Origin of the sequence: Streptomyces sp. NBC_00075 (assembly GCF_045041225.1) — a bacterium.
Lineage (GTDB): Bacteria > Actinomycetota > Actinomycetes > Streptomycetales > Streptomycetaceae > Streptomyces > Streptomyces adonidis.
In genome coordinates this window covers 11,449,950-11,470,760 of record NZ_CP108243.1, presented here as the reverse complement: position 1 = coordinate 11,470,760, position 20,811 = coordinate 11,449,950, and the positions used below count along the sequence as shown (strand labels likewise).

Sequence of the window (20,811 nt, the reverse complement as noted above, 5' to 3'; positions counted from 1 at the left end):
CAGCTCGGCGGACCACACGGAGGAGGAGCACCATGGCCGATCGACGGCAGGGAACCGTGTCGGACGACGGATCCGCGCCACGGGCACCGGAGGCCCGTCGGGCGGGCACGCGCGACGCGGTGCGCCTCGCGGTGGTCATCGGTGCTCTCGGTGTGGTCTTCGGCGACATCGGCACCAGCCCGATCTACACCCTCCAGACGGTGTTCAACCCCGACGACCCGCACCCCGTCCCGGTCACCACGGACAACGTGTACGGGGTGGTGTCGCTGATCTTCTGGTCGGTGATGATCATCGTCACGGTCACCTACATTCTGCTGGCGATGCGCGCCGACAACGACGGTGAGGGCGGCATCATGGCGCTGATCACCCTGTTGCGGCGGTGGAGTTCGGAGCGTGGGCGTCGGGGCGCCGTCGTCCTGGCCGCGCTCGGCATCTTCGGTGCGTCGCTGTTCTTCGGGGACAGCATGATCACCCCGGCGATCTCGGTGCTGTCCGCGGTCGAAGGGCTCAAGGTCGTCGAGCCGTCGCTGGACAGCGCGGTCGTGCCGATCACCGCGGTGATCATCGTGGGGCTCTTCCTGGTGCAGCGCCGGGGAACCGCCGCGGTGGGCCGGGTGTTCGGGCCGGTCATGATCGCCTGGTTCACGGCCATCGGCGCGTGCGGCGTCGTGGGCATCACCGACCACCCGGACATCCTCAGGGCGCTGTCACCGACGTACGCACTGGGCTTCCTGTTCGGTCATTGGGGTACGGCCTTCTTCGCGCTTGCGGCGATCGTGCTCGCGGTCACCGGTGCCGAGGCGCTCTACGCCGACATGGGGCACTTCGGCCGCCGGGCGATCACCCGGGGCTGGCTGTTCCTCGTACTGCCCGCCTGTGTCCTGAGCTATCTGGGCCAGGGCGCGCTGATCCTCGACGACCCGGCCAACATCAGCAGCCCGTTCTTCCTGCTCGTGCCCGACTGGGGGCGCTGGCCGATGGTCATCCTGGCGACGGCGGCGACCGTGATCGCCTCGCAGGCGGTGATCACCGGCGCGTACTCGGTCGCCTCCCAGGCGGCCCAGCTCGGCTATCTGCCGAGGCTGCGCATCGCGCACACCTCCGAGTCCACCATCGGTCAGATCTACGTCCCCTGGATCAACTGGCTGCTGATGGTCTCGGTGCTCACCCTGGTCTTCGCGTTCCGCAGCTCCGCGGCGCTGGCGTACGCGTTCGGCATGGCGGTCACCGGCACGATCACCATCACCACCCTGCTCTTCTTCTACGTCGCCCGCGCCAAGTGGGGTACGCCCCGGTGGCTGCTCGTCGTCGGTGGGGGCCTGCTCCTCCTGGTGGACCTGCTGTTCGTGGCGGCCAACCTGACCAAGCTCGTCCACGGGGCGTGGCTGCCGCTGCTGATCGGCCTCACCGCGTTCACGGTCATGACGACCTGGCAGCGCGGCCGCGACATCGTCACCGCGGAACGAGCGCGCCAGGAGGGCCCGCTGCCCGAGTTCATCGAACACCTCCAGTCGGGAGAGGAGCCGACGCTCCGGGCGCCCGGTACGGCGGTCTTCCTGAACCGGGGCAAGGAGACCGCCCCGCTGGCCATGCGGGCCAACGCCGAGCACAACCACGTACGGCACGACCACGTCGTGATCCTGTCCATCGGCACCGAGCCCGTGCCCCGTGTCCCGCCCGAGCAGCGGGTCGTCGTCGACGACCTCGGGTACGGCGACGACGGGATCATCCACGTCACCGCCCGGTTCGGCTACATGGAGACACCGGACGTGCCCGGCACACTGGCACTGCTCGACCCGGCCGACACCGAAGGACCACTCCAGCTCGACCAGGCGTCCTACTTCCTGTCGAAGATCGAGCTGCGCCGCGGGAAGGCCCCGACGATGGCGCCCTGGCGCAAACGCCTGTTCATCGCCACCTCCTACATCACGGCGGACGCCGCCGAGTACTTCAGTCTGCCCCGCGACCGTACGGTCATCATGGGCTCGCACATCGAGGTGTAGGCGCACCGGAGCCGGCAGTTCTGCCGCACGTTGTCTCACTCGTCACTTGCGCCAGAAGAGGTGGTGCGTCACGCCGCTCGGGCTGGGCACGACCTCCATGTGGAACCGGTCCAGCAGTTGTTCGGGTGAGTCCCAGAGGCGCAGCCCGGACCCGAGCTTCACTGGTGAGACGGCCACATGCATGGTGTCGACGAGGTCCGCGTCGAGGAACTCCCGGATGGTGGACACGCCGCCGCCGAGCCGGACGTCCTTGCCCTGCGCGGCCTCCCGTGCCTGCGCGAGAACGGTGGCGGGGTCGCCGTCCACGAAATGGAACGTGGTGTCGGAGAGCGTGAACGACGGACGCTCGTGGTGGGTCAGGACGAACACCGGCGTGTGGAAGGGCGGCTCGTCACCCCACCAGCCGCGCCACTCGTGGTCGGACCACGGGCCGCGCTGGGGTCCGAACTTGTTGCGGCCCATGATCTCGGCGCCGATGTTGTGGCCGAAGTCCCGGGTGAAGTAGTCGTCGAGGCCCCTGCTTCCCCCTGGCTCGGTGCGGTTGGGCCAGCTCGCCGTGGCACCGGCCCAGGCGAAGAGCCTTCCCGGATCGATGTCGTGGCCGAACGGCCGCTCCAGGCTCTGGTCCTCGCCTGCGGCGACGCCGTCCGTCGAGATACAGAAGTTCTGCACGCGCAGCAGCTGATCCATGTGTTCCCTCATCAGGTCCTGTCGCCTCCTGGCGATGCGTCCTACATCAGGATGTCGAACGGGACGTGACTGGATCGACAGCGGCACCCAGGGTTCTTCCGGAGCGTGGCCTCAGCTCTCGAAGCGGTAGCCCATGCCCGGCTCGGTGATGAGGTAGCGGGGGTGCGCGGGGTCCGTTTCGAGTTTGCGGCGGAGTTGGGCCATGTAGACGCGCAGGTAGTTGGTCTTGTTGCTCTGTGAGTCTCCCCAGACCTCCTGGAGCAGGTGTTTCTGGCTGATCAGCCGTCCCGGGTTGGTGACCAGGATTTCGAGCAGGTGCCATTCGGTCGGGGTGAGCCGGATGTCGTGGCCGTCGCGGCTGGCCTTCTTGGCGCGCAGGTCGACCGTGAAGTCGCCGGTCTCGACGAGCGTCGTCTCGGGGGTGAGCGGTACGTCCTCGGTGCGGCGGACGGCGGCCCGTAGCCGGGCGAGGAGTTCGTCCATGCTGAACGGCTTGGTGATGTAGTCGTCGGCGCCCGCGTCCAGGGCGGCGACCTTCTCGTCGGACGCCCAACGGGCGGACAGGACCAGGATCGGTGCGCGGGTCCAGCCACGCAGCGCCCTGATGACGTCCACACCCTCCATGTCCGGCAGCCCGAGGTCGAGCAGGACCACGTCGGGCCGACGGGCGGCGGCCAGCCGGAGCGCGGTGGTGCCGTCCGGCGCCGGGTCCACCCCGTACCGGCGTGCCCGCAGGTTGATCACGAGGGCCCGGACGAGCTGAGGGTCGTCCTCCACCACCAGTACCCGGGTCATCGGGGTACGCCTTTCCTGCGTGTACGGAGGGCCGGGTCATGCGGAACCGGCCTTGTGGCGGCGGAAGTCGGCGGACCGGATCGCCTCCCGGTCCGCCGACTCCCGCTCGGTGTGCGTAAGGCCATCAGCCCTTCGCCACGAGTTCCTTGAGCGCGATGTTGAGTTCGAGGACGTTGACCCGGGGCTCACCGATGAAGCCCAGGGTGCGGCCGTCGGTGTGGTCGTCGACCAGCTTCTGCACCTGCGCGACGGTCAGGCCGTTCCCCTCGGCGATCCGGTGGACCTGGATGTCGGCGTACTGCGGGGAGATGTCCGGGTCCAGGCCCGAGCCGGAGGACGTGACCGCGTCGGCGGGTACGTCGGAGGGCTTGACCGTGTAGCCGGCGACGGAGTTGTCCTTGATGACCTTCGCCTTCGCCTCCTTCACCCACTTGATGAGGTCTGCGTTGTCACCGGAGCGATTGGTGGCACCGGAGAGGATCAGCTTGTACTGGGTGTTGACCGAGTTCACACCCAGACCGTTGGCGGGGCGCGGCTGGAAGTAGTCCAGGCTGTAGCCCTGTTGACCGATCAGCGACGAGCCGACGACCTTGCCGTCCGCTTTGATCTCCGAGCCGTTGGCCTTGTCGTTGAAGAGCGCCTGGGCAACACCTGTGACGGCCAGCGGGTAGATCACGCCTGTGAGCACGGTCAACACGAGCAGGGCACGGAGTCCCGCCCACAGCAACCGGCCGGTGTTCGATACCGAGTTGTTCATAGCCGATCAGCCAATTCCAGGTATGAGGGAGATGAGCAGGTCGATGATCTTGATGCCGACGAAGGGGGCGATGAGCCCGCCGAGGCCGTAGATCCCGAGGTTCCGCCGCAGCATCCTGTCCGCGCTCACCGGCCGGTACTGCACGCCCTTCAGGGACAGCGGCACGAGCGCGATGATGATCAGCGCGTTGAAGATGACCGCCGACAGGATCGCGGAGTCGGGCGAGGCCAGGTGCATGACGTTGAGCTTGTCCAGGCCCGGGTAGACGGCCGCGAACAGCGCCGGGATGATCGCAAAGTACTTCGCGACGTCGTTGGCGATGGAGAACGTCGTCAACGCGCCCCGGGTGATGAGCAGTTGCTTCCCGATCTCGACGATCTCGATCAGCTTGGTGGGGTTGGAGTCCAGATCCACCATGTTCCCGGCCTCCTTGGCGGCCGAGGTACCGGTGTTCATCGCCACGCCCACGTCGGCCTGCGCCAGGGCCGGGGCGTCGTTGGTGCCGTCACCGGTCATCGCGACGAGCTTGCCGCCCGCCTGCTCCCGCTTGATGAGCGCCATCTTGTCCTCGGGAGTCGCCTCCGCGAGGAAGTCGTCGACGCCCGCCTCCTCGGCGATCGCCTTGGCGGTCAGCGGGTTGTCACCCGTGATCATGACGGTCTTGATGCCCATCCGGCGCAGCTCGTCGAACCGCTCCCGCATGCCCTCCTTGACGACGTCCTTGAGATGGATGACCCCCAACACCCGCGCCCCGTCGGTGTCTTCGACGGCCACGAGCAGCGGGGTACCGCCCGCCTCGGAGATACGGTCGGTGAGCGCCCCGGCGTCCTCGGACACCTCGCCGCCCTGCTCCCGCACCCAGGCGACGACCGAACCGGCAGCACCCTTGCGGATCTTCCTGCCATCCAGGTCCACACCCGACATCCGGGTCTGGGCGGTGAAGGCGATCCACTCGGCACCGGGCAGCTCGCCCTGCCGGCGTTCGCGCAGCCCGTACCTCTCCTTCGCCAGGACGACGACGGACCGCCCCTCGGGCGTCTCGTCGGCCAGCGACGACAGCTGGGCCGCGTCGGCCACCTCGGCCTCGGTGGTACCACTGACCGGCACGAACTCCGACGCCTGCCGATTGCCGAGCGTGATGGTGCCGGTCTTGTCGAGCAGCAGCGTGGAGACATCGCCCGCTGCCTCGACCGCACGCCCCGACATGGCGAGGACGTTCCGCTGGACCAGCCGGTCCATGCCCGCGATGCCGATCGCGGAGAGCAGCGCGCCGATCGTGGTCGGAATCAGGCACACCAGCAGGGCGACCAGCACGACCATCGAGAGATGCGAGCCCGCGTAGTCCGCGAACGGCGGCAGCGTGGCCACCGCGAGCAGGAAGACGATCGTCAGCGAGGCGAGCAGGATGTTCAGCGCGATCTCGTTCGGCGTCTTCTGCCGGGCCGCGCCCTCGACCAGGGCGATCATGCGGTCGATGAAGGTCTCGCCGGGCTTCGTCGTGATCTTGATGACGATCCGGTCGGACAGGACCTTCGTACCGCCGGTGACTGCGCTGCGGTCGCCGCCCGACTCGCGGATGACGGGAGCCGACTCGCCGGTGATGGCCGACTCGTCGACGGACGCCACGCCCTCGACGACGTCACCGTCGCCGGGGATGATGTCGCCGGCCTCGCACACCACCAGATCACCGATGCGCAGCCCGGTACCGGGCACCTGCTCCTCGCGGTCACCCACGAGCCGCCGGGCCACGGTGTCGGTCTTGGCCTTCCTCAGCGTGTCGGCCTGGGCCTTGCCTCGTCCCTCGGCGACCGCCTCCGCCAGGTTGGCGAAGATCACGGTCAGCCAGAGCCAGGCGCTGATCGCCCAACCGAACCAGTCCCCCGGGTCCTTGAAGGAGAACACCGTGGTCAGCAGCGAGCCGATCCACACGACGAACATCACCGGGGACTTGACCATCACCCGCGGATCAAGCTTGCGGCAGGCGTCCGGCAGCGACTTCAGCAACTGCTTGGGATCGAACAGGCCAGCGCCGACACGTCCCTCGGCGGCCTTGTGCCCGGTCGGCACATCGCTGTGGGGTGCCCGGGTCGGGGTGACAGTGGACATCGAGTCCTCAGGCTTCTCTGTACGGGTTTTCTCTGTACGTGGCTTCTCTGTACGTGGCTTCTCTGTACGGGTGGTCATGACGCCAGCCCCTCGGCCAGCGGCCCCAACGCGAGCGCCGGGAAGTAGGTCAGACCGGTGATGATCAGAATCGCGCCCACCAACAGGCCGGTGAACAGCGGCTTCTCGGTACGCAGGGTGCCCGCGGTCTCCGGCACCGGCTTCTGCTCGGCGAGCGAACCGGCAAGGGCCAGCACGAACACCATGGGCAGGAAGCGGCCGAGCAGCATGGCGATACCCAGGGTGGTGTTGAACCACTGGGTGTCGGCGTTCAGCCCGGCGAAGGCCGAGCCGTTGTTGTTCGACGCGGACGTGTAGGCGTACAGGATCTCGGAGAAGCCGTGCGCCCCGCTGTTGGTCATCGAGTTGCCCGGGGTCGGCAGGGCCATCGCCACGGCGGTGAAGACCAGCACCAGTGCCGGGGTGATGAGGATGTAGCAGGCCGCGAACTTGATCTCGCGGGTGCCGATCTTCTTGCCGAGGTACTCGGGCGTACGGCCGACCATGAGCCCCGCGATGAACACCGCGATGATCGCCATGATGAGCATGCCGTAGAGGCCGGAGCCGGTACCGCCGGGCGCGATCTCGCCCAGTTGCATGCCCAGGATCGTGATACCGCCGCCGAGCCCGGTGAACGAGGAGTGGAAGGAGTCCACCGCACCCGTCGACGTCAGCGTGGTCGACACCGCGAAGATCGACGAGGCGCCCACACCGAAGCGCTGCTCCTTGCCCTCCAGGGCACCACCCGCGATCTGGAACGCCGGTCCGTGGTGGGCGAACTCGGTCCACATCATCAGGGCGATGAAACCGACCCAGATGGTCGCCATGGTGGCGAGGATCGCGTACCCCTGCTTGAGACTGCCGACCATGCGGCCGAAGGTGCGGGTCAGTGCGAACGGGATGACCAGCAGCAGGAAGATCTCGAAGAGGTTGGTGAACGGGGTCGGGTTCTCGAACGGGTGGGCGGAGTTGGCGTTGAAGTACCCGCCACCGTTGGTGCCGATCTCCTTGATGGCTTCCTGCGAGGCGACCGCGCCCCCGTTCCACTGCTGCGAACCGCCCATGAACTGCCCGACCTCGTGAATGCCGGCGAAGTTCTGGATCGCACCGCACGCCACCAGCACGATCGCCGCGACGACGGACATCGGCACCAGGATGCGTACGACACCACGGACCATGTCGGCCCAGAAGTTGCCGAGTTCACCGGTACGGGAGCGCGCGAACCCACGTACGAGGGCCACGGCGACGGCGATACCGACGGCCGCCGAGACGAAGTTCTGGACGGCAAGGCCGCCGGTCTGCACCACATGGCCCATGGCCTGTTCGCCGTAGTACGACTGCCAGTTGGTGTTCGAGACGAACGACGCGGCGGTGTTGAACGCCTGGTCCGGATCGATGGAGCTGAAGCCGAGCGAGCCCGGCAGCACACCCTGGAGCCGCTGCAACAGGTACAGGAACAGGACACCGACCGCGGAGAACGCGAGGACACCGCGCAGGTACGCGGGCCAGCGCATCTCCGTGTTCGGGTCGGCGCCGATGCCCTTGTAGATCCACTTCTCCACACGCCAGTGCTTGTCGGAGGAGTAGACCTTGGCCATGTAGTCGCCGAGCGGGACATAGGCGAGCCCCAGTGCCACTGTCAGAGCGAGCAGCTGGAGAACGCCGGCAAGTACGGGACCCATCTGCGTCTCAGAACCTCTCCGGGAAGAGCAGGGCGAGGACGAGATAGCCCAGCAGGGCGACGGCCACGACGAGGCCGACGATGTTCTCGGCGGTCACAGCTTCGTCACCCCCTTGGCGGCGAGAGCCACCAGCGCGAACACCGCGATCGTGGTGACGACGAAGGCCAGATCGGCCATCGCGAACTCCTAGCTGAGATTCGGAAACGAATCGGACAACTAGAGAGAAGCGCCTCCGTGGCCGGATTCGGCCCCCGTTGACACCTCCCTGACGGCATCACGCACACCTTTGACGGAACTCATACGGCCGACGCCGTGAGGCCGTCGGGGGGCCTGAGCCCCGGATGCGCAGCCGGCAGATCACCGGGGCGGTGTCCCGGCGCACGTCGTGCGCGACCACCGCGCCCCGCCGGTTCTGTAGCAGCCGCTGCCACCACCGCTCCGGCTCCACCTCGGAGACCGGCGACGGCCCCGGGGGCCAGGAACTCCGGTTCTCCACGAGCTCCCCCGAACGCCACATCCCCCTCACCCGCATCGTGATCACGATCGGCCGCTGCCGACAGCCCACGGGATCAACCCCTGGCATCGACCTCGCCGCCGCCCCGCAAGACCCGGGTGTCTCCCACAGGCACGACATCCTCGTCCGGCAACCCGACTCCACCTGGTCCGTCATCGACCAGAACTCCACCGACAAGCCGCTCACCAGGGTTTTTGGGACCCGACAAACGCTGGGGGGAACCAGGGGAGAAACACCTGGCAGCGTCGAAGTCAGCCGTCGCGTTCCGCGCCGACGAGGACGAAGGCCATCGTGACCGGTCGGCCGCTGCGGTTGCGCCAGCCGTGGCGGGTGCCGTTCTGGATCACGATGTCCCCTGCCGAGAGGCGGGTGCACCGGCCGTCGTCGAGTTCGAGGACGACCTCGCCCTGCAGCACGATGCCGTAGTCCACGGTCGGTGTCGCGTGCATGCCGTCGGGCTCGATGAGATCCGCGATGCCGGGCGAGTCGACGCGCTGCTCGCGGTCGAAGGCCACGGGGTCGAACGCCGGGTCGGCCATCGCGGTGTCCGGCGGGAAGGTCAGGACGATGAACCGCGTGCCGCCGGGCGCCGGCAGCAGGCTGCTGACCTTCAGAGTGGGGTCCTCTCCGGTCCGGCTGAGCTGCTCGCCGGGTTCGGTGGCCCACGGCAGGCGGGACACCCAGCCCGGCAGACTGGTGAACTCCCGGCTGCGCGGGACGGGGCCGTCGCTGACGACGACCGACCTGCCGTTCTCGTCGTGGCCGGTGACGACTCTGCGCATGCGTCTCTCCTCGGTCGGGTCTGTGTGGTCAGTCGGCCAGGCCGCTGCGAGGCTCGGTCGCCGCCCCGAGCGCGTTCGACCAGGCGTCGAGGACGCCCGCCACCGTCGGAGCGGGCGCCCGGAGCAGGGACGATGCCGCCGTGCGTACGAACAGCCGGTGCCGGTCGTCCGTGAGGTACTCCACCGGGGACTTGCCGTCCACGCGCGCGAGCAGCAGCGCCGGCAGCAGTGCTGCGGCCCGCGCTTCGATGATCGGCCGGGGCTCCCAGTCGACGCACCGGACGTACTCCTCGGTCAACGCCCGGGCGGACCGCAGGAGTTCGGCGCGGCGCCCGGGCACCACCAGGCTTTTGAGGAGCAGATGGTTGACGCAGAAGGCGAGGTCGAAGGCCGGGTCGCCGTACCAGGCGCACTCGGCGTCCAGCAGCACGGGCCCGGACGGGCCGACGAGGATGTTCTTGGGACTGACGTCACCGTGCACCAGGGCCAGGTGCGTAGTGGCCGTGCGGTGGGCGAGGCCCCTGAGGATGTCACTCAGACCGGGGTGCACGGCAGCGGTGGCCAGCAGGTACGGCTCGATGCGCAGCGCGTGGAAGTTGTCGTCGGTGGCGAACTCCGCGGCGAGGGCGTTGTCGCCGACGCTCTGCGCGTGCAGGGTGCCGAGCAGTTCCCCGACGGCCGCCGCGGTCTCCACCCGCACCTCGCCGTCCAGCAACCGCGCCTTCCACATGGGGTAGTGCTCGGGCGGCAGGAACGCCATCGCGAAGATGCCGGCTTCGGGGTCGTGGGCCAGCAGTTCGGGCACGCTGTCCGGGCGGTGCCGGGACGCGAACCGCATCCACGCCCATTCGTAGGCGTTGCGCGACACCGGTGCCTGCCAGTCGGCGGCGACTTTCAACTTGGCCAGGGCGCGTTTGACGCAGAGGGAGCGTCCCGGCAGGTCCACTCGCCACAGGTCGGACGAGACACCGCCGGTCAGTGGCGTCCAGCGTGCTGTTTCGGCGGGCCCGGCGAGCTTGTGGGTGGTCAGGAAGTCGGTCAGCGCGGATTCCGGGCCCCTCTGCGCTGATGGCCGGCTCATCGACGGTCCCCCGGCCCGGCAGACAGACCACGGGGAGTGTTGCAGGCGTGGGCCGGTGCCTCGCCCGCCAGGATCCGTACGACCTCCTCGGCGGCGCGGCGGCGCAGTTCCGTGACCGACGCGTCGGAGGAGAAGGCGATGTGCGGGGTGAGGAGAGCGCCCGGCTGGTCCAACAGTGCGGCGGGGACATGCGGTTCGGTCTCCAGGACGTCGAAGGCGGCTCCGTCCAGGTGCCCGCTGTCCAGCGCCTTGATCACCGCGTCGGTGTCCACCAGGCCGCCTCGGCTGACGTTGACCAGCAGGCCGCCCGGTGGCATCAGTGCCAGCTGCTCGGCGCCGATGATGTGGTGCGTGGCGGGCGTGAGGGGCACGTGGAGGATCACCACGTCGCTGCGGCGCAGCAGCTCCTCCATGCCCACCATCTCCACTCCCGGGGCGTCCTTCGGCGGGTGCGGGTCGTGGGCCAGGATCCGGCAGCCGAACGCGCCGAGCTTGCGCACGGTGGCGCGTCCGATACGGCCGTGTCCGACGACGCCGCAGGTCAGCGTCGACAGGCGGCGCAGCCGGGCGCCGGCGGGGTTCCAACGGCCCGCGCGGACTTCCCGGTCGGAGACGGCCAGGCCCCTCGTCCAGGCCAGGACCATACCGACGGCGTGGTCGGAGACCTCCTCGACGCAGTAGTCCGGCACGTTGGTGACCCACACACCGCGCTCGGTGGCGGTGTCCACGGCGATGTTGTCGAGGCCGACACCGAGTCTGGCCACGATCCGCAGCTCCGGCGAGGTGCCGATAGCGGTGGCGGAGACGGGGGCCCAGCAGGTCAGGATGCCGTCCGGCCGATGCTCGGCCACCAGTTCCTCGATCGTCTCGGCGGAGGCGGGATCGGCGGGGCCGGTCACCAGGGTGTGGCCCGCCTCTTCGATGACCGATCGCTCGACGGAGTCGTCGGGCCAGGCGTGGTCGGTGAGCAGCACGGTGCCGGAGCGGCTCGGTGGTTTCATGGCAGGTCGTCCTCGCAGAATCGTGCGGCCGCAGCGGGCCGGCGGGCGTCGCGCCCCGTCGTGTCCGGTGAGCGGGTCTGATCGCCACCCGGAGGGGCGGCCGTCGGCATGTCCGGTCGGACCGTCGGCCGCCCGAGGTGGATGGAGGGGGTCGCCGGGCTCGGGTCCGGTGTCGTCGGCGCTCGCCGACTTGTGGTCGGTGCGGGCGCCGCAGTACGCCCCTGGATCGGGTCACGAGATGCCGGGGCACGTCGAATCACTTTGTCACAGCCACGTGATGCTAACGATAGCACTGAGGGTCTTCGACACGTCAAGAGTGCCGGCGCACACCTGGTCTCCGGCCCGCCCGCGGCAGAACCGGTTCAGGGCCGAGGAACCCGGTCATCACGGGAAAACGAGGAACGCGGAAGAAATCCGGCGTTCACGTCTTGACGCGCCGGAGACTTCCCCTTCATGGTTTCTGCCAGCGCCGACCGTGTGACCGACAAGTGTCCGCACGGGGTCCGGCTGTCGAAGACGCCATAGCCACGGACGTCCCCGACGGGCGATATACGGCTGAATTCCGCATGCGGTGTCCGACCGCGCGGCAGCACATCGCCCCCATTCCCTGAGTCGACGACGGCATCGCCGTCGCCGTTTCGAGTCCGTGTTCAGCTCACCGCTTCCCGTCATCGCCCGTGCGGCCCCGTACGGACGATGGATCCGCCGCGGCCTGCCGTGGCCCATTCCTCTCAGGAGCCGCTATGACTCACGCAGCGCAAGTCGACACCAGTGCGGTGCCCGCGAACGAAACGCGGGAAAGCAGTCGTCCCCCCATTTCCCGTCCCATGATCGGGGTGGGCTTCCTGCTGATCGTCCTCTCCTACATGGTCAACGCGATGGACCGCCAGGTCTTTCCCCCGCTGCTGCCCAACATCCGTGCGGACTACGGGTTCTCCCTGGAGCAGGGCGGGCTGCTGGCGACCAACTTCACCCTCGGCATGGCCCTGGCCGGCCTGCCGGCGGGCTATCTCCTGGACCGCTTCCGCCGCAAGACCGTGCTGCTGGTCAGCATCGTGATCTACTCCCTGGGCACGATGGCCACGCCGCTGGCGACCGGTTTCGCCGACATGACGCTGTACCGGGTCGTCTCGGGCTTCGGTGAGGGCATGCAGTCCGCCGCCATCTTCGCGGCGCTCGGCGCCTTCTTCGCCCACCGACGGGGCCTGGCATTCGGCATCATCGGCATGGGCTATTCCATCGGCGTGTTCATCGCCCCGCTCATCGGCGTCCGGCTGACGAGCGCGCACGGCACCTGGCACTCGCCCTTCTACCTGTTCGGCGCGGCCGGGCTGCTGATCGCCGTCGCCTGCCTGTTCCTGGTGAAAACCGGCCTGACCGAACACTCCGTCGAGAAGGTCGTCTCGACCAGGACCTACGAGTACATGCCGGCCTCCGCCTACAACCGCAACACCATCGCGCTGGCCGTCCACTCGGTCATCAGCGGTGTGGCCATCTACGGGTTCCTCGGCCTCTACCCGACGTACCTCATCACCTCGCTGCACTACACCTCCGGGCAGGCCGCACTGGCCATGAGCCTCCTGGGCTTCGGCGGCATGTCCGCCGTTCTCGGCGGCTGGCTCGGCGACCGTGTGAACCAGCGCAACCTGCTGATCGGGAGCATGCTGGCAATCTCCGCCATCAGCGTGTGCATCTACGAAACACGGGCCGGAGTCGGCCCGCAGTGCGTGTTCGCGTTCCTCATGGGCGCCTTCGGCCTGGGCTTCATCTATCCCAACACCAACAGTGCGATGCAGCGGTCCGTCCGTCCCGAGCAGATCGGGCGGGCCTCCGGTCTCTTCGTCACCAGTTACTACGGAACGGCGGCGTTCTCGGGCCTGCTCTTCGCGGCCCTGGTGGACTCCTTCGGCTGGAGCCGCGCGGGACTGCTCCAGGTCATGGCCCTCCCACTGCTGGGCGTCCTGGCGCTGCTCTTCGTCCGCCCCGCGCAGTTCAACAACGCGGTGCGCTAGCGGGTCGGCGCCGCCACGCCACAGGGGCCTGCCCACCGCCGAGCGGTGGGCAGGCCCCTGTGCAAGTTCGTCCGGCGGACGTCCGGAGTCAGCGGCTCTCGGCCACCACCGGATTGCGCAGAACGCCGATGCCCTCGATCTCCACCTCGACCTCGTCCCCGGGACGGATCGGTCCGACACCCGCGGGCGTGCCGGTCATGATCGCGTCGCCGGGCAGCAGCGTCAGATAGCGGCTGAGGTAGCTGACGATGTCGGGAACGGCGAGCAGCAGGTCGGAGGTGCTCGCCGACTGCATGACGGTGCCGTTCACACGGGTCGTCAGGGACAGTCCCGAGGAGTCGAGTCCGGTCACGACGACCGGCCCGAGGGGAGCGAAGGTGTCCTGCCCCTTTCCGATGAGAAGCGTTCCGAATGCGCTCTCCTTGCGCTGGACGATGCGGTCGCTGACGTCATTGCCGCACGTATAGCCGAGGATGTACTCGTGGGCCTCGGAGGGTTTCACATGGCGGGCTTCCTTTCCGATGACGACGACCAACTCGCCCTCGAAATGGATCAGTTCACCGTCCGCCGGATAGACAATGGCGTCATCCGGTCCAATCACCGCAGTGCTGGGCTTCATGAAGCACACGGGAACTTCCGGAACCTCTCGGTCGGTCTCGTCAATGTGTGAGGCGTAGTTGTAGGCGAACCCGAAGACCCGGGGCCGCTCCAGCGGCGCTAGAACGACCACGTCGCCGACTTCGTCGACATGCCCCGTAGGGGACAGTCCGTTGAAGGGGTCACCCTCGAATCTCGCGATCCTGGTGTCACCGGCTTCGAGTTCTCCGTAATGTCGCACACCGTCGACGGCATACCTGACGATCCGCACGGACACCTCCGCAACTAGGCAGCCACGGGCGGCTGCACGGCCCATCCAGCAGTGCTAACGTTAGCATGAGGGTGATGATCAACTCGGCGCTCCCACTTCCCGACCACTGAGCGCGACGAGAGCGCTATCGTTGGCACACGGAAAGTGACGGCAGCGGGACCAGCCAGCTCAAGGGGGCCTTACGTGATCACGACCAGGGACATCGCCGAACGCCTCGGAATCTCCGTCTCGACGGTCGGCCGGGCGCTCTCCGACGACGCCCGCATCAGCGAGGAGACCAAGTTCCGGGTCCGCCAGGCCGCTTCCGAGATGGGGTACGTCGGCAACCGCGCCGCCCGGATGATGCGCGGCGCGTCCAGCAACGTGGTCGCGCTGGTCATCCCGGACATCCGCAACAGCTTCTACTCGACGATCGCGCACGAGCTGTCCAAGAACATGGAGGCCGAAGGCTTCCAGCTGATGCTCTCGGAGACCGACGACGACCGACTGGTGGAGCTGAGCCACCTGCGCGAGCTGTCCGCCAACCGCGTCGCCGGCGTCATCATCGTGCCTACCGCACGCCCGCACAGCGAGTCGGTCAAGCTGCTCAAGGCCGTACCGCACCTTCAACTGCTGCGCCGCCACCCGTCGCTCGGCGCCCAGTGGTTCGGCGTGGACGACCACGAGGCACTGCGCCGGGCCACGGCCCATCTGGTGGCGCTGGGCCACACCCGGATCGCCTACCTGGGCGGACCCGAGGAACTGCCCACGGGAGCGGAGCGTCTGCGCGGTTTCCGCAGCGCCCTGAGCGAGGGCGGTCTGCCGGACGACGCCGGGCGTGCGGAGCTGGGGCCGCCGTCGTCCGTGGACCACGGGCGTGAGGCGGTGCGGCGGCTGCTGACGGGGCCGGACGCGCCCACCGGTCTCGTACTGGGATCGATCCAGCTCACCCGGGGGGTCCTGGAGGAGTTGTCCGAACAGGGCGTGAAGGTGCCCGGGGAACTGTCCGTGGTCGGCTTCGGGGACGAGCCCGGGTTCTCCTGGTGGGGTCCCGGGCTCACCACGACCGGTCTGCCCATCCAGGAGATGGCCACCGGCTGCGCGCTGTGGCTGATGCGCCGGCTCAAGACCAAGCCGGGCAACGACGGCCCGTACACCTCGGTCTCCCCCGGCTCGCTGATCCTGCGCGGCAGCACGGCACCGCCTGGCGGAAAGGCCCCGTCCAGGTCCGTCTGAGCCAGAAGAGGCCTCACCCACGAACACCGAGGGCGCCCGAAGTGCATCCGCTCCGGGCGCCCTCGTACGCCTGCGCCGCCGGGTCAGTACGTCCCGCTGCGCAACTGTTGCATGACTCGGGCGGTGCGGGCGAGTTCGTCGAGGACCAGCTCGGCGGCGGCCTCGTGCACCTTGCCGGGCCTGAAGTCGCCGTCCTCGACGAGCTGACCGACGAACGGGATGCTCACGGTCGGACCGATCGGCAGCATCCTGAGGTTCGCCACGACCTGCTTGCCCATCTGCACGGCCCGGGTCCCTGCCGAGACGCCTCCGTAGCTGACGAACCCGGCCGGTTTGTGGTGCCACTCCACGGCGAGGTAGTCCCACGCGTTCTTCAACGGGGCGGGGAAGCCGCCGTTGTATTCCGGGGTGACGAAGACGAACGCGTCCGACGCCTCGACGATCCGGCTCCATTCGCGGGTGTGGCTCTTCGTGTACCGCTGAAGGGCGGGTGGATGCGGCTCGTCGAAGAAGGGCAGAGCTAGTTCGTGCAGGTCGACGATGTGCGGCTCGAACCGGTCGCACTCCGCGACCCGCCCGGCGAACCAGTCCGCGACGGACCTGCCCACCCGTCCGGGGCGAGTGCTGGCCACAACGATGGTGAGGGTCATGGGCGCCGGGGAGGGCTGGGCGGTCATGGCGGGTCGCTTTCCTGTCGGCCGGGATCCGGCCCGGCGAACCCACGCCGCCTGTGCTGTCCGTCCGTCCAGGAGAGCGTAGGTCCGCCGGAGTCTCTGCCGGAGCATCTCAGATTGTGCGAACGATAGCATTCACGTTGCGACAGGCCAAGAGATGCAAGCAGTCACACGGGGCCAGCGAATCGAAGGACCACTCACCCCTTGACAGAGACGTCACCACTTTGCACGATTGCGCTATCGATAGCACTGTGGAGCCGCAGCGGACGAGCCGAACGAGCAACCCTCGTCACCTCCCATTTCGCTTTCTCCCCCTCGTTCGTGCCCGTACGCCTCCGGCTCCGGGGCCGCCCGTCCGAACTCCGAAAGGTCGCACCGCAATGACAGACTCGCGGATCGCCAGGCTCCACGGCCGCAGGGTGTGGGACTCACGCGGTCGCCCGACCGTCGAGGTCGAGGTACGCCTCGCGGACGGCGCGACCGGGCGGGCCATCGCCCCGGCGGGAGCCTCGACGGGCCAGGGCGAGGCACTCGACCTCCGCGACGGCGGCAGCCGCTTCGGCGGCCTCGACGTCCGGCGCGCGGTGGGCTCGGTGAACCACGAGATCGCGCCCGCCCTCCTGAACCGCGACGCGGCCGACCAGGAGGCCGTCGACCGGCTTCTGGTGGACCTCGACGGAACCCCCGACCGCAGCCGGCTCGGCGGCAACGCGCTCGTGGCCACGTCCATGGCGGTCCTGCACGCCGGCGCCGCGTCGGCGGGCGTACCCCTGTGGCAACACCTGGCGGGCGGACGCCGGGTCCGCATCCCCCTCCCCGAGATCCAGATATTCGGCGGCGGCGCCCACGCGGACCGCCGCGTCGACGTCCAGGACTTCATGGTGATGTGCCCCGCGGCGCGGAGCTTCGCCGAGGCCCTGGACTGGACGGCGGAGATCTACCGGGCCGCCGGCGGTCTGATGCGGCAGGCGGGCAAGGCGCAGGGGGTCGCCGACGAAGGCGGTTTCTGGCCGGCGTTCGACTCCAACGAGGAGGCCCTGGAGACGCTGACCCGGGCGATCGAGAGCGCGGGCTTCGCTCCCTCGACCCAGGTCGGTATCTCGCTGGACGTCGCGGCCTCGCAGTTCGGCAGCGGCGGGCAGTACAGGCTGGCTCTGGACGACCGCACGCTGGACACCGCCGCGCTGATCGACATGCTGGGCGGCTGGATCGAGCAGTATCCGATCCTGTCCGTCGAGGACCCGGTGGGCGAGGACGACCACGAGGGCATGCTGGAGTTCACCCGGCGCCACGGCCACCGCTGTCAGGTCATCGGCGACGACTACCTGGTCACGAACGCCAAGCGGGTCGAGGCCGCGGCGGCCGGCGGGGCGGCGAACGCCGTGCTCGTCAAGCCCAACCAGGCCGGCACGGTCACGGAGGCGTTCCAGGCCCTGCGGGCCGGGAAGGAAGCCGGCTTCGGCACGATCGTCTCGGCGCGTTCCGGGGAGACCGAGGACATCACCATCGCCCACCTGAGCGTGGGCTGGGACGCGGGCCAGCTCAAGGTGGGCTCGTTCACCCGCTCCGAACGCATGGCCAAGTGGAACGAGGTTCTGCGCATCGAGGAATCCCTCGGTGAATCCGCAGAATTCAGCGGCTGGTCCGCCTTTCCATTCGCCGGATCCGGGGCCTCCACGACCAAGCCGTAGAACGGCCGCACAGCATTACAGTCATCGAAGTCGCAGTCATCGAATTCCAGAGCCGATCCGAGCACGGAGACCAGCATGCTGCCACCCGTCAATCTGCGCCCGAGTTTCAATATCACCCGCTCCAGTCACGTGCGTCTCACGGTCGCCGATCTGGCCGAGAGCCGGAACTTCTACGTGAACGTGCTGGGGCTGGTCGTCAGCGACGAGGACGAGCGCACCTGCTATCTGCGCGGCCTGGCCGAAGCCTGCCACCACAGCCTCGTCCTGGAACTGGACGAAGAGGGTGCGGGCCGGTGCCGGAGGATCGGCTTCCGGGTCTTCTTCGACGAGGACCTCGACCTCGCGTACGCCTGGTTCCGTGAGCGGGGACTGCCCGCCGAGTGGGTCGACACCCCGTACCAGGGCCGTACCCTGCACGTCAGCGACCCCATCGGCACACCGCTCGAACTGTGCGCGCACATGGAGACCCGGCCGCGGCTGCACATCGACTTCGAGCGGTACAAGGGTGCCCACGCACAGCGGCTGGACCACTTCCAGACCTTCGCGCCCGACACCTACGAGCTGTGCGCGTTCTACGGCGAACTCGGCTTCCGCAACTCGGAGTACCTGGAGCACGGCGACAAGCTGCTGGGCGCGTTCATGTACCGCAAGGGCACCTGCCTGGACCTCGCGATCGTCGAGAACACCGGGCCCGCCCTGCACCACTTCGCCTACACCGTCTCCGAGAGCCGCGACATCTTCGCCGCCTGCGACTGGGCGGGCATCCAGGGCTACGGCGACGGCGTGGAGCGGGGCCCCGGACGGCACGGTCCGGGCGGGATGCTCTTCGTCTACCTCCGCGATCCCGACGGGCACCGGGTGGAGGTCTTCAACAGCCACTACCAGACGATCGACACCGAGATCGAGCCGGTCCGCTGGGACGCGGCCTCGCTGAGCACCAACGCCCGCTGGGGCCTCCCGGCCCTGGAGAAGTGGTACTTCGAGGCGTCCCCCTTCGTCGGAGTGCCCCAGATCCCGCCGACCGAGCCGCCGAAGCCCATGTCGCTCGAACGGTTCCTGCTCGAACAGTCGGCGCACTGACCTTCCGTACTCCCAGGAGTGACCATGGCACGAGTCCCCTATCTGCGCCGCGAGGACGCGGACCCCTCGCAGAAGCCCCTGTACGACCGGCTGGAAGCCGAGCGCAAGGTGCCGACGGCGAACATCTTCCTCGCCCTCACCAACGCGCCGGCCCAGCTGGACGCCTTCCTGACCTACGCCAACTCGCTGCGGGCCGCCGACCTCAGCCCCAGGCTGCGGGAACTGGCGATCCTGACCGTGGGGTACGCGACCCGGTCGGCGTACGAGGTGGCGCACCACCAGTCGCACGGGCTGAAGGCCGGGCTCACCGGGGAACAGCTCGCGGCGGTGGCCGACTTCGAGTCGTCCGAGCTGTTCGACGCCACGGAGAAGGCGGTGATGCGGCTCGCGAAGGAGTCCACGCTCCACGTCGACGTCTCGGAGGAGACATGGCGTGCCGCCGCCGACCGGCTGACGGACAAGCAGATGGTCGAACTGTCGTTGTCCATCGCCTGGTACAACTCCGGCGTCCGCATCATGGGGCTGCTGGACATCGACCTCGAAGACAATTACCCGCACCCTTTCCCGAATTCGTAGGGAATTTTTGACATCTCCGCCCGGGCCGCTGGGACGGAGCGGTTTCAAGGAGTGTTTCAATGGCGAAAATGCTCGCTGCACGACTGCACGCACTCGGTGAGCCGATGTCCGTGGACACGATCGACAGACCCACTCCACGACCGACCGATGTGCTGGTGCGGGTCAAGGCGTGCGGGATCGTGCCGAACATGGCCAACGTGATCAACAACTGGCCGACCTGGTTCCCGCACCAGCCGTTGCCGAAGTTCCCCGCCATCTTCGGGCTGGACGCCGCGGGCGTGGTCGAGCAGGTCGGTGAGGCGGTGCTGCACACCAAGCCGGGTGACCGGGTGTACGTCAACCCCCTGCGTTCCTGCGGCAGTTGCCAGGTGTGCCGGGGCGGTGAACTGAGCCGATGCCGCTACTTCACCCTGAACGGCTATTTCAGCACCTCCCGTGACGGCCAGCGGATCTTCGACCTGTACCCCTACGGCGGCTTCGCGGAGTACATGACCGCCCCGCAGTACTCGATCGTCAACATCCCGGACAACATGACGTTCGAGCAGGCCGGCAAGCTGGGCTACATCGGCACCTCCTACGGCGCCCTCAAGAACGCCGCGGCAAGCCCCGGCCAGGTCGCCCTCATCGACGGCATCACGGGAACCCTCGGTGTCGCCTCCACCATGCTCGCGCTGGCCTCCGGCGCCTCCCGGATCCTCGGGACCGGCCGCAACGAGGAACTCCTCAAGCGCGTCAAAGAACTCGCCCCGGATCGCATCGAGGTCTTCCGGCTGGGTGACGGCTCCACCGGTGAGTGGGCGAAGTCCCGCACCGGCGGCGAGGGCGCGGACTACGTGATCAGTGCCCTGGGCGCCAAGGCGCCCGTTGAGACGATGCTCGACTCCATGCAGGGCGTCCGGCGGGGCGGCAAGGTCGTCAACGTCGGTGGTGTCGCCGACCGGCTGCCCGTGGACGTCAAGTGGCTCATGGACGAGCAGGTCCAGCTGATCGGCTCCAACTGGTTCAGCACCGCGCAGGGGCAGGAACTCGCCGACATGGTCGCCACGGGCGCCCTGGACCTGTCCTATCTACAGGCCAAGCCGTTCCCGCTGTCCAGGGTCAACGAAGCGATCTCCGGACTCACGGACCGCGACGGCGGATTCAGCAACTACGTCGTCATCCCCTGACGCCAATTTCTGACGACCCGTACTCACCCCGCGTCGGACCTGTCCTGCCCTGACACCGCCG

The 20,811-nt window shown here is 68.4% G+C and carries 18 protein-coding genes and 1 pseudogene; 7 read left to right on the top strand and 12 right to left on the bottom strand.

Features of this window, described 5'->3' with window-relative positions:
* Nucleotides 1–32: 32 nt before the first annotated feature.
* A complete protein-coding gene (locus OG787_RS50505; RefSeq protein ID WP_369034970.1) occupies nucleotides 33–2,003 on the top strand; it encodes a potassium transporter Kup in 1,971 nt (656 codons plus the stop codon).
* Nucleotides 2,004–2,045: 42 nt separating this feature from the next.
* On the opposite strand, the gene OG787_RS50500 is transcribed toward OG787_RS50505, so the two are convergent.
* The 10 genes and pseudogenes from OG787_RS50500 to OG787_RS50455 form a co-directional block, all read right to left on the bottom strand.
* The gene (locus OG787_RS50500; protein WP_405540198.1) at nucleotides 2,046–2,693 is read right to left on the bottom strand and encodes a dihydrofolate reductase family protein; all 648 of its coding nucleotides are present in this window, start codon (nucleotides 2,691–2,693) and stop codon (nucleotides 2,046–2,048) included.
* A gap of 111 nt (nucleotides 2,694–2,804) precedes the next feature.
* Complete coding sequence (locus OG787_RS50495) at nucleotides 2,805–3,488, bottom strand: response regulator (RefSeq protein ID WP_369034968.1); 684 nt, start codon at nucleotides 3,486–3,488, stop codon at nucleotides 2,805–2,807.
* Between the two features lie 124 nt (nucleotides 3,489–3,612).
* On the bottom strand, nucleotides 3,613–4,245 hold the full coding sequence (locus tag OG787_RS50490) for a potassium-transporting ATPase subunit C (RefSeq protein ID WP_405540196.1): 633 nt from the start codon (nucleotides 4,243–4,245) through the stop codon (nucleotides 3,613–3,615).
* A gap of 6 nt (nucleotides 4,246–4,251) precedes the next feature.
* On the bottom strand, nucleotides 4,252–6,351 hold the full coding sequence (kdpB, locus tag OG787_RS50485) for a potassium-transporting ATPase subunit KdpB (RefSeq protein ID WP_405540195.1): 2,100 nt from the start codon (nucleotides 6,349–6,351) through the stop codon (nucleotides 4,252–4,254).
* Nucleotides 6,352–6,425: 74 nt separating this feature from the next.
* Entirely contained in the window at nucleotides 6,426–8,090 is a 1,665-nt protein-coding gene (gene kdpA / locus OG787_RS50480) for a potassium-transporting ATPase subunit KdpA (RefSeq protein ID WP_405540194.1), read from the bottom strand.
* A gap of 7 nt (nucleotides 8,091–8,097) precedes the next feature.
* Nucleotides 8,098–8,187 (bottom strand): K(+)-transporting ATPase subunit F, encoded by a 90-nt coding sequence (gene kdpF / locus OG787_RS50475; RefSeq protein WP_037727062.1) that lies wholly within the window; start codon nucleotides 8,185–8,187, stop codon nucleotides 8,098–8,100.
* Between the two features lie 177 nt (nucleotides 8,188–8,364).
* Nucleotides 8,365–8,547, bottom strand: a pseudogene (locus OG787_RS50470) (hypothetical protein); the annotation flags it as partial.
* Between the two features lie 308 nt (nucleotides 8,548–8,855).
* Nucleotides 8,856–9,386 carry a cupin domain-containing protein gene (locus OG787_RS50465; protein ID WP_405540192.1) on the bottom strand — a complete coding sequence of 177 codons (531 nt, stop codon included), beginning with the start codon at nucleotides 9,384–9,386 and terminating at the stop codon, nucleotides 8,856–8,858.
* A gap of 28 nt (nucleotides 9,387–9,414) precedes the next feature.
* Nucleotides 9,415–10,467, bottom strand: coding sequence for a phosphotransferase family protein (locus OG787_RS50460; RefSeq protein WP_405540191.1), 1,053 nt, complete (start codon nucleotides 10,465–10,467; stop codon nucleotides 9,415–9,417).
* Nucleotides 10,464–11,468, bottom strand: a complete 1,005-nt coding sequence (locus OG787_RS50455; protein ID WP_405540190.1) for a C-terminal binding protein — start codon at nucleotides 11,466–11,468, stop codon at nucleotides 10,464–10,466. The genes OG787_RS50460 and OG787_RS50455 overlap by 4 nt, the downstream gene beginning before the upstream one ends.
* Before the next feature lie 827 nt (nucleotides 11,469–12,295).
* Between OG787_RS50455 and OG787_RS50450 the strand changes: the two genes are divergently transcribed.
* Entirely contained in the window at nucleotides 12,296–13,480 is a 1,185-nt protein-coding gene (locus tag OG787_RS50450) for an MFS transporter (RefSeq protein WP_369034961.1), read from the top strand.
* Between the two features lie 88 nt (nucleotides 13,481–13,568).
* Here the strand turns inward: OG787_RS50450 and OG787_RS50445 are convergent, their stop codons facing one another.
* Nucleotides 13,569–14,393, bottom strand: a complete 825-nt coding sequence (locus OG787_RS50445) for a fumarylacetoacetate hydrolase family protein (protein WP_369034960.1) — start codon at nucleotides 14,391–14,393, stop codon at nucleotides 13,569–13,571.
* Between the two features lie 138 nt (nucleotides 14,394–14,531).
* On the opposite strand from OG787_RS50445, the gene OG787_RS50440 reads away from it, so the two are divergent.
* The gene (locus OG787_RS50440; protein WP_369034959.1) at nucleotides 14,532–15,563 is read left to right on the top strand and encodes a LacI family DNA-binding transcriptional regulator; all 1,032 of its coding nucleotides are present in this window, start codon (nucleotides 14,532–14,534) and stop codon (nucleotides 15,561–15,563) included.
* Nucleotides 15,564–15,646: 83 nt separating this feature from the next.
* Here the strand turns inward: OG787_RS50440 and OG787_RS50435 are convergent, their stop codons facing one another.
* Entirely contained in the window at nucleotides 15,647–16,240 is a 594-nt protein-coding gene (locus OG787_RS50435; RefSeq protein WP_369034958.1) for an NADPH-dependent FMN reductase, read from the bottom strand.
* A 377-nt stretch (nucleotides 16,241–16,617) separates the two neighbouring features.
* Here OG787_RS50435 and eno point away from each other — a divergent pair, with 377 nt between their 5' ends.
* From eno to OG787_RS50415, 4 genes are all read left to right on the top strand, one after another.
* The gene (gene eno, locus OG787_RS50430) at nucleotides 16,618–17,928 is read left to right on the top strand and encodes a phosphopyruvate hydratase (RefSeq protein ID WP_369034957.1); all 1,311 of its coding nucleotides are present in this window, start codon (nucleotides 16,618–16,620) and stop codon (nucleotides 17,926–17,928) included.
* 75 nt (nucleotides 17,929–18,003) lie between these two features.
* Complete coding sequence (locus tag OG787_RS50425; protein WP_405540188.1) at nucleotides 18,004–19,008, top strand: VOC family protein; 1,005 nt, start codon at nucleotides 18,004–18,006, stop codon at nucleotides 19,006–19,008.
* 24 nt (nucleotides 19,009–19,032) lie between these two features.
* The gene (locus OG787_RS50420; RefSeq protein WP_369034955.1) at nucleotides 19,033–19,584 is read left to right on the top strand and encodes a carboxymuconolactone decarboxylase family protein; all 552 of its coding nucleotides are present in this window, start codon (nucleotides 19,033–19,035) and stop codon (nucleotides 19,582–19,584) included.
* A 68-nt stretch (nucleotides 19,585–19,652) separates the two neighbouring features.
* The gene (locus tag OG787_RS50415) at nucleotides 19,653–20,750 is read left to right on the top strand and encodes an alcohol dehydrogenase catalytic domain-containing protein (RefSeq protein ID WP_405540187.1); all 1,098 of its coding nucleotides are present in this window, start codon (nucleotides 19,653–19,655) and stop codon (nucleotides 20,748–20,750) included.
* Nucleotides 20,751–20,811 lie beyond the last annotated feature (61 nt).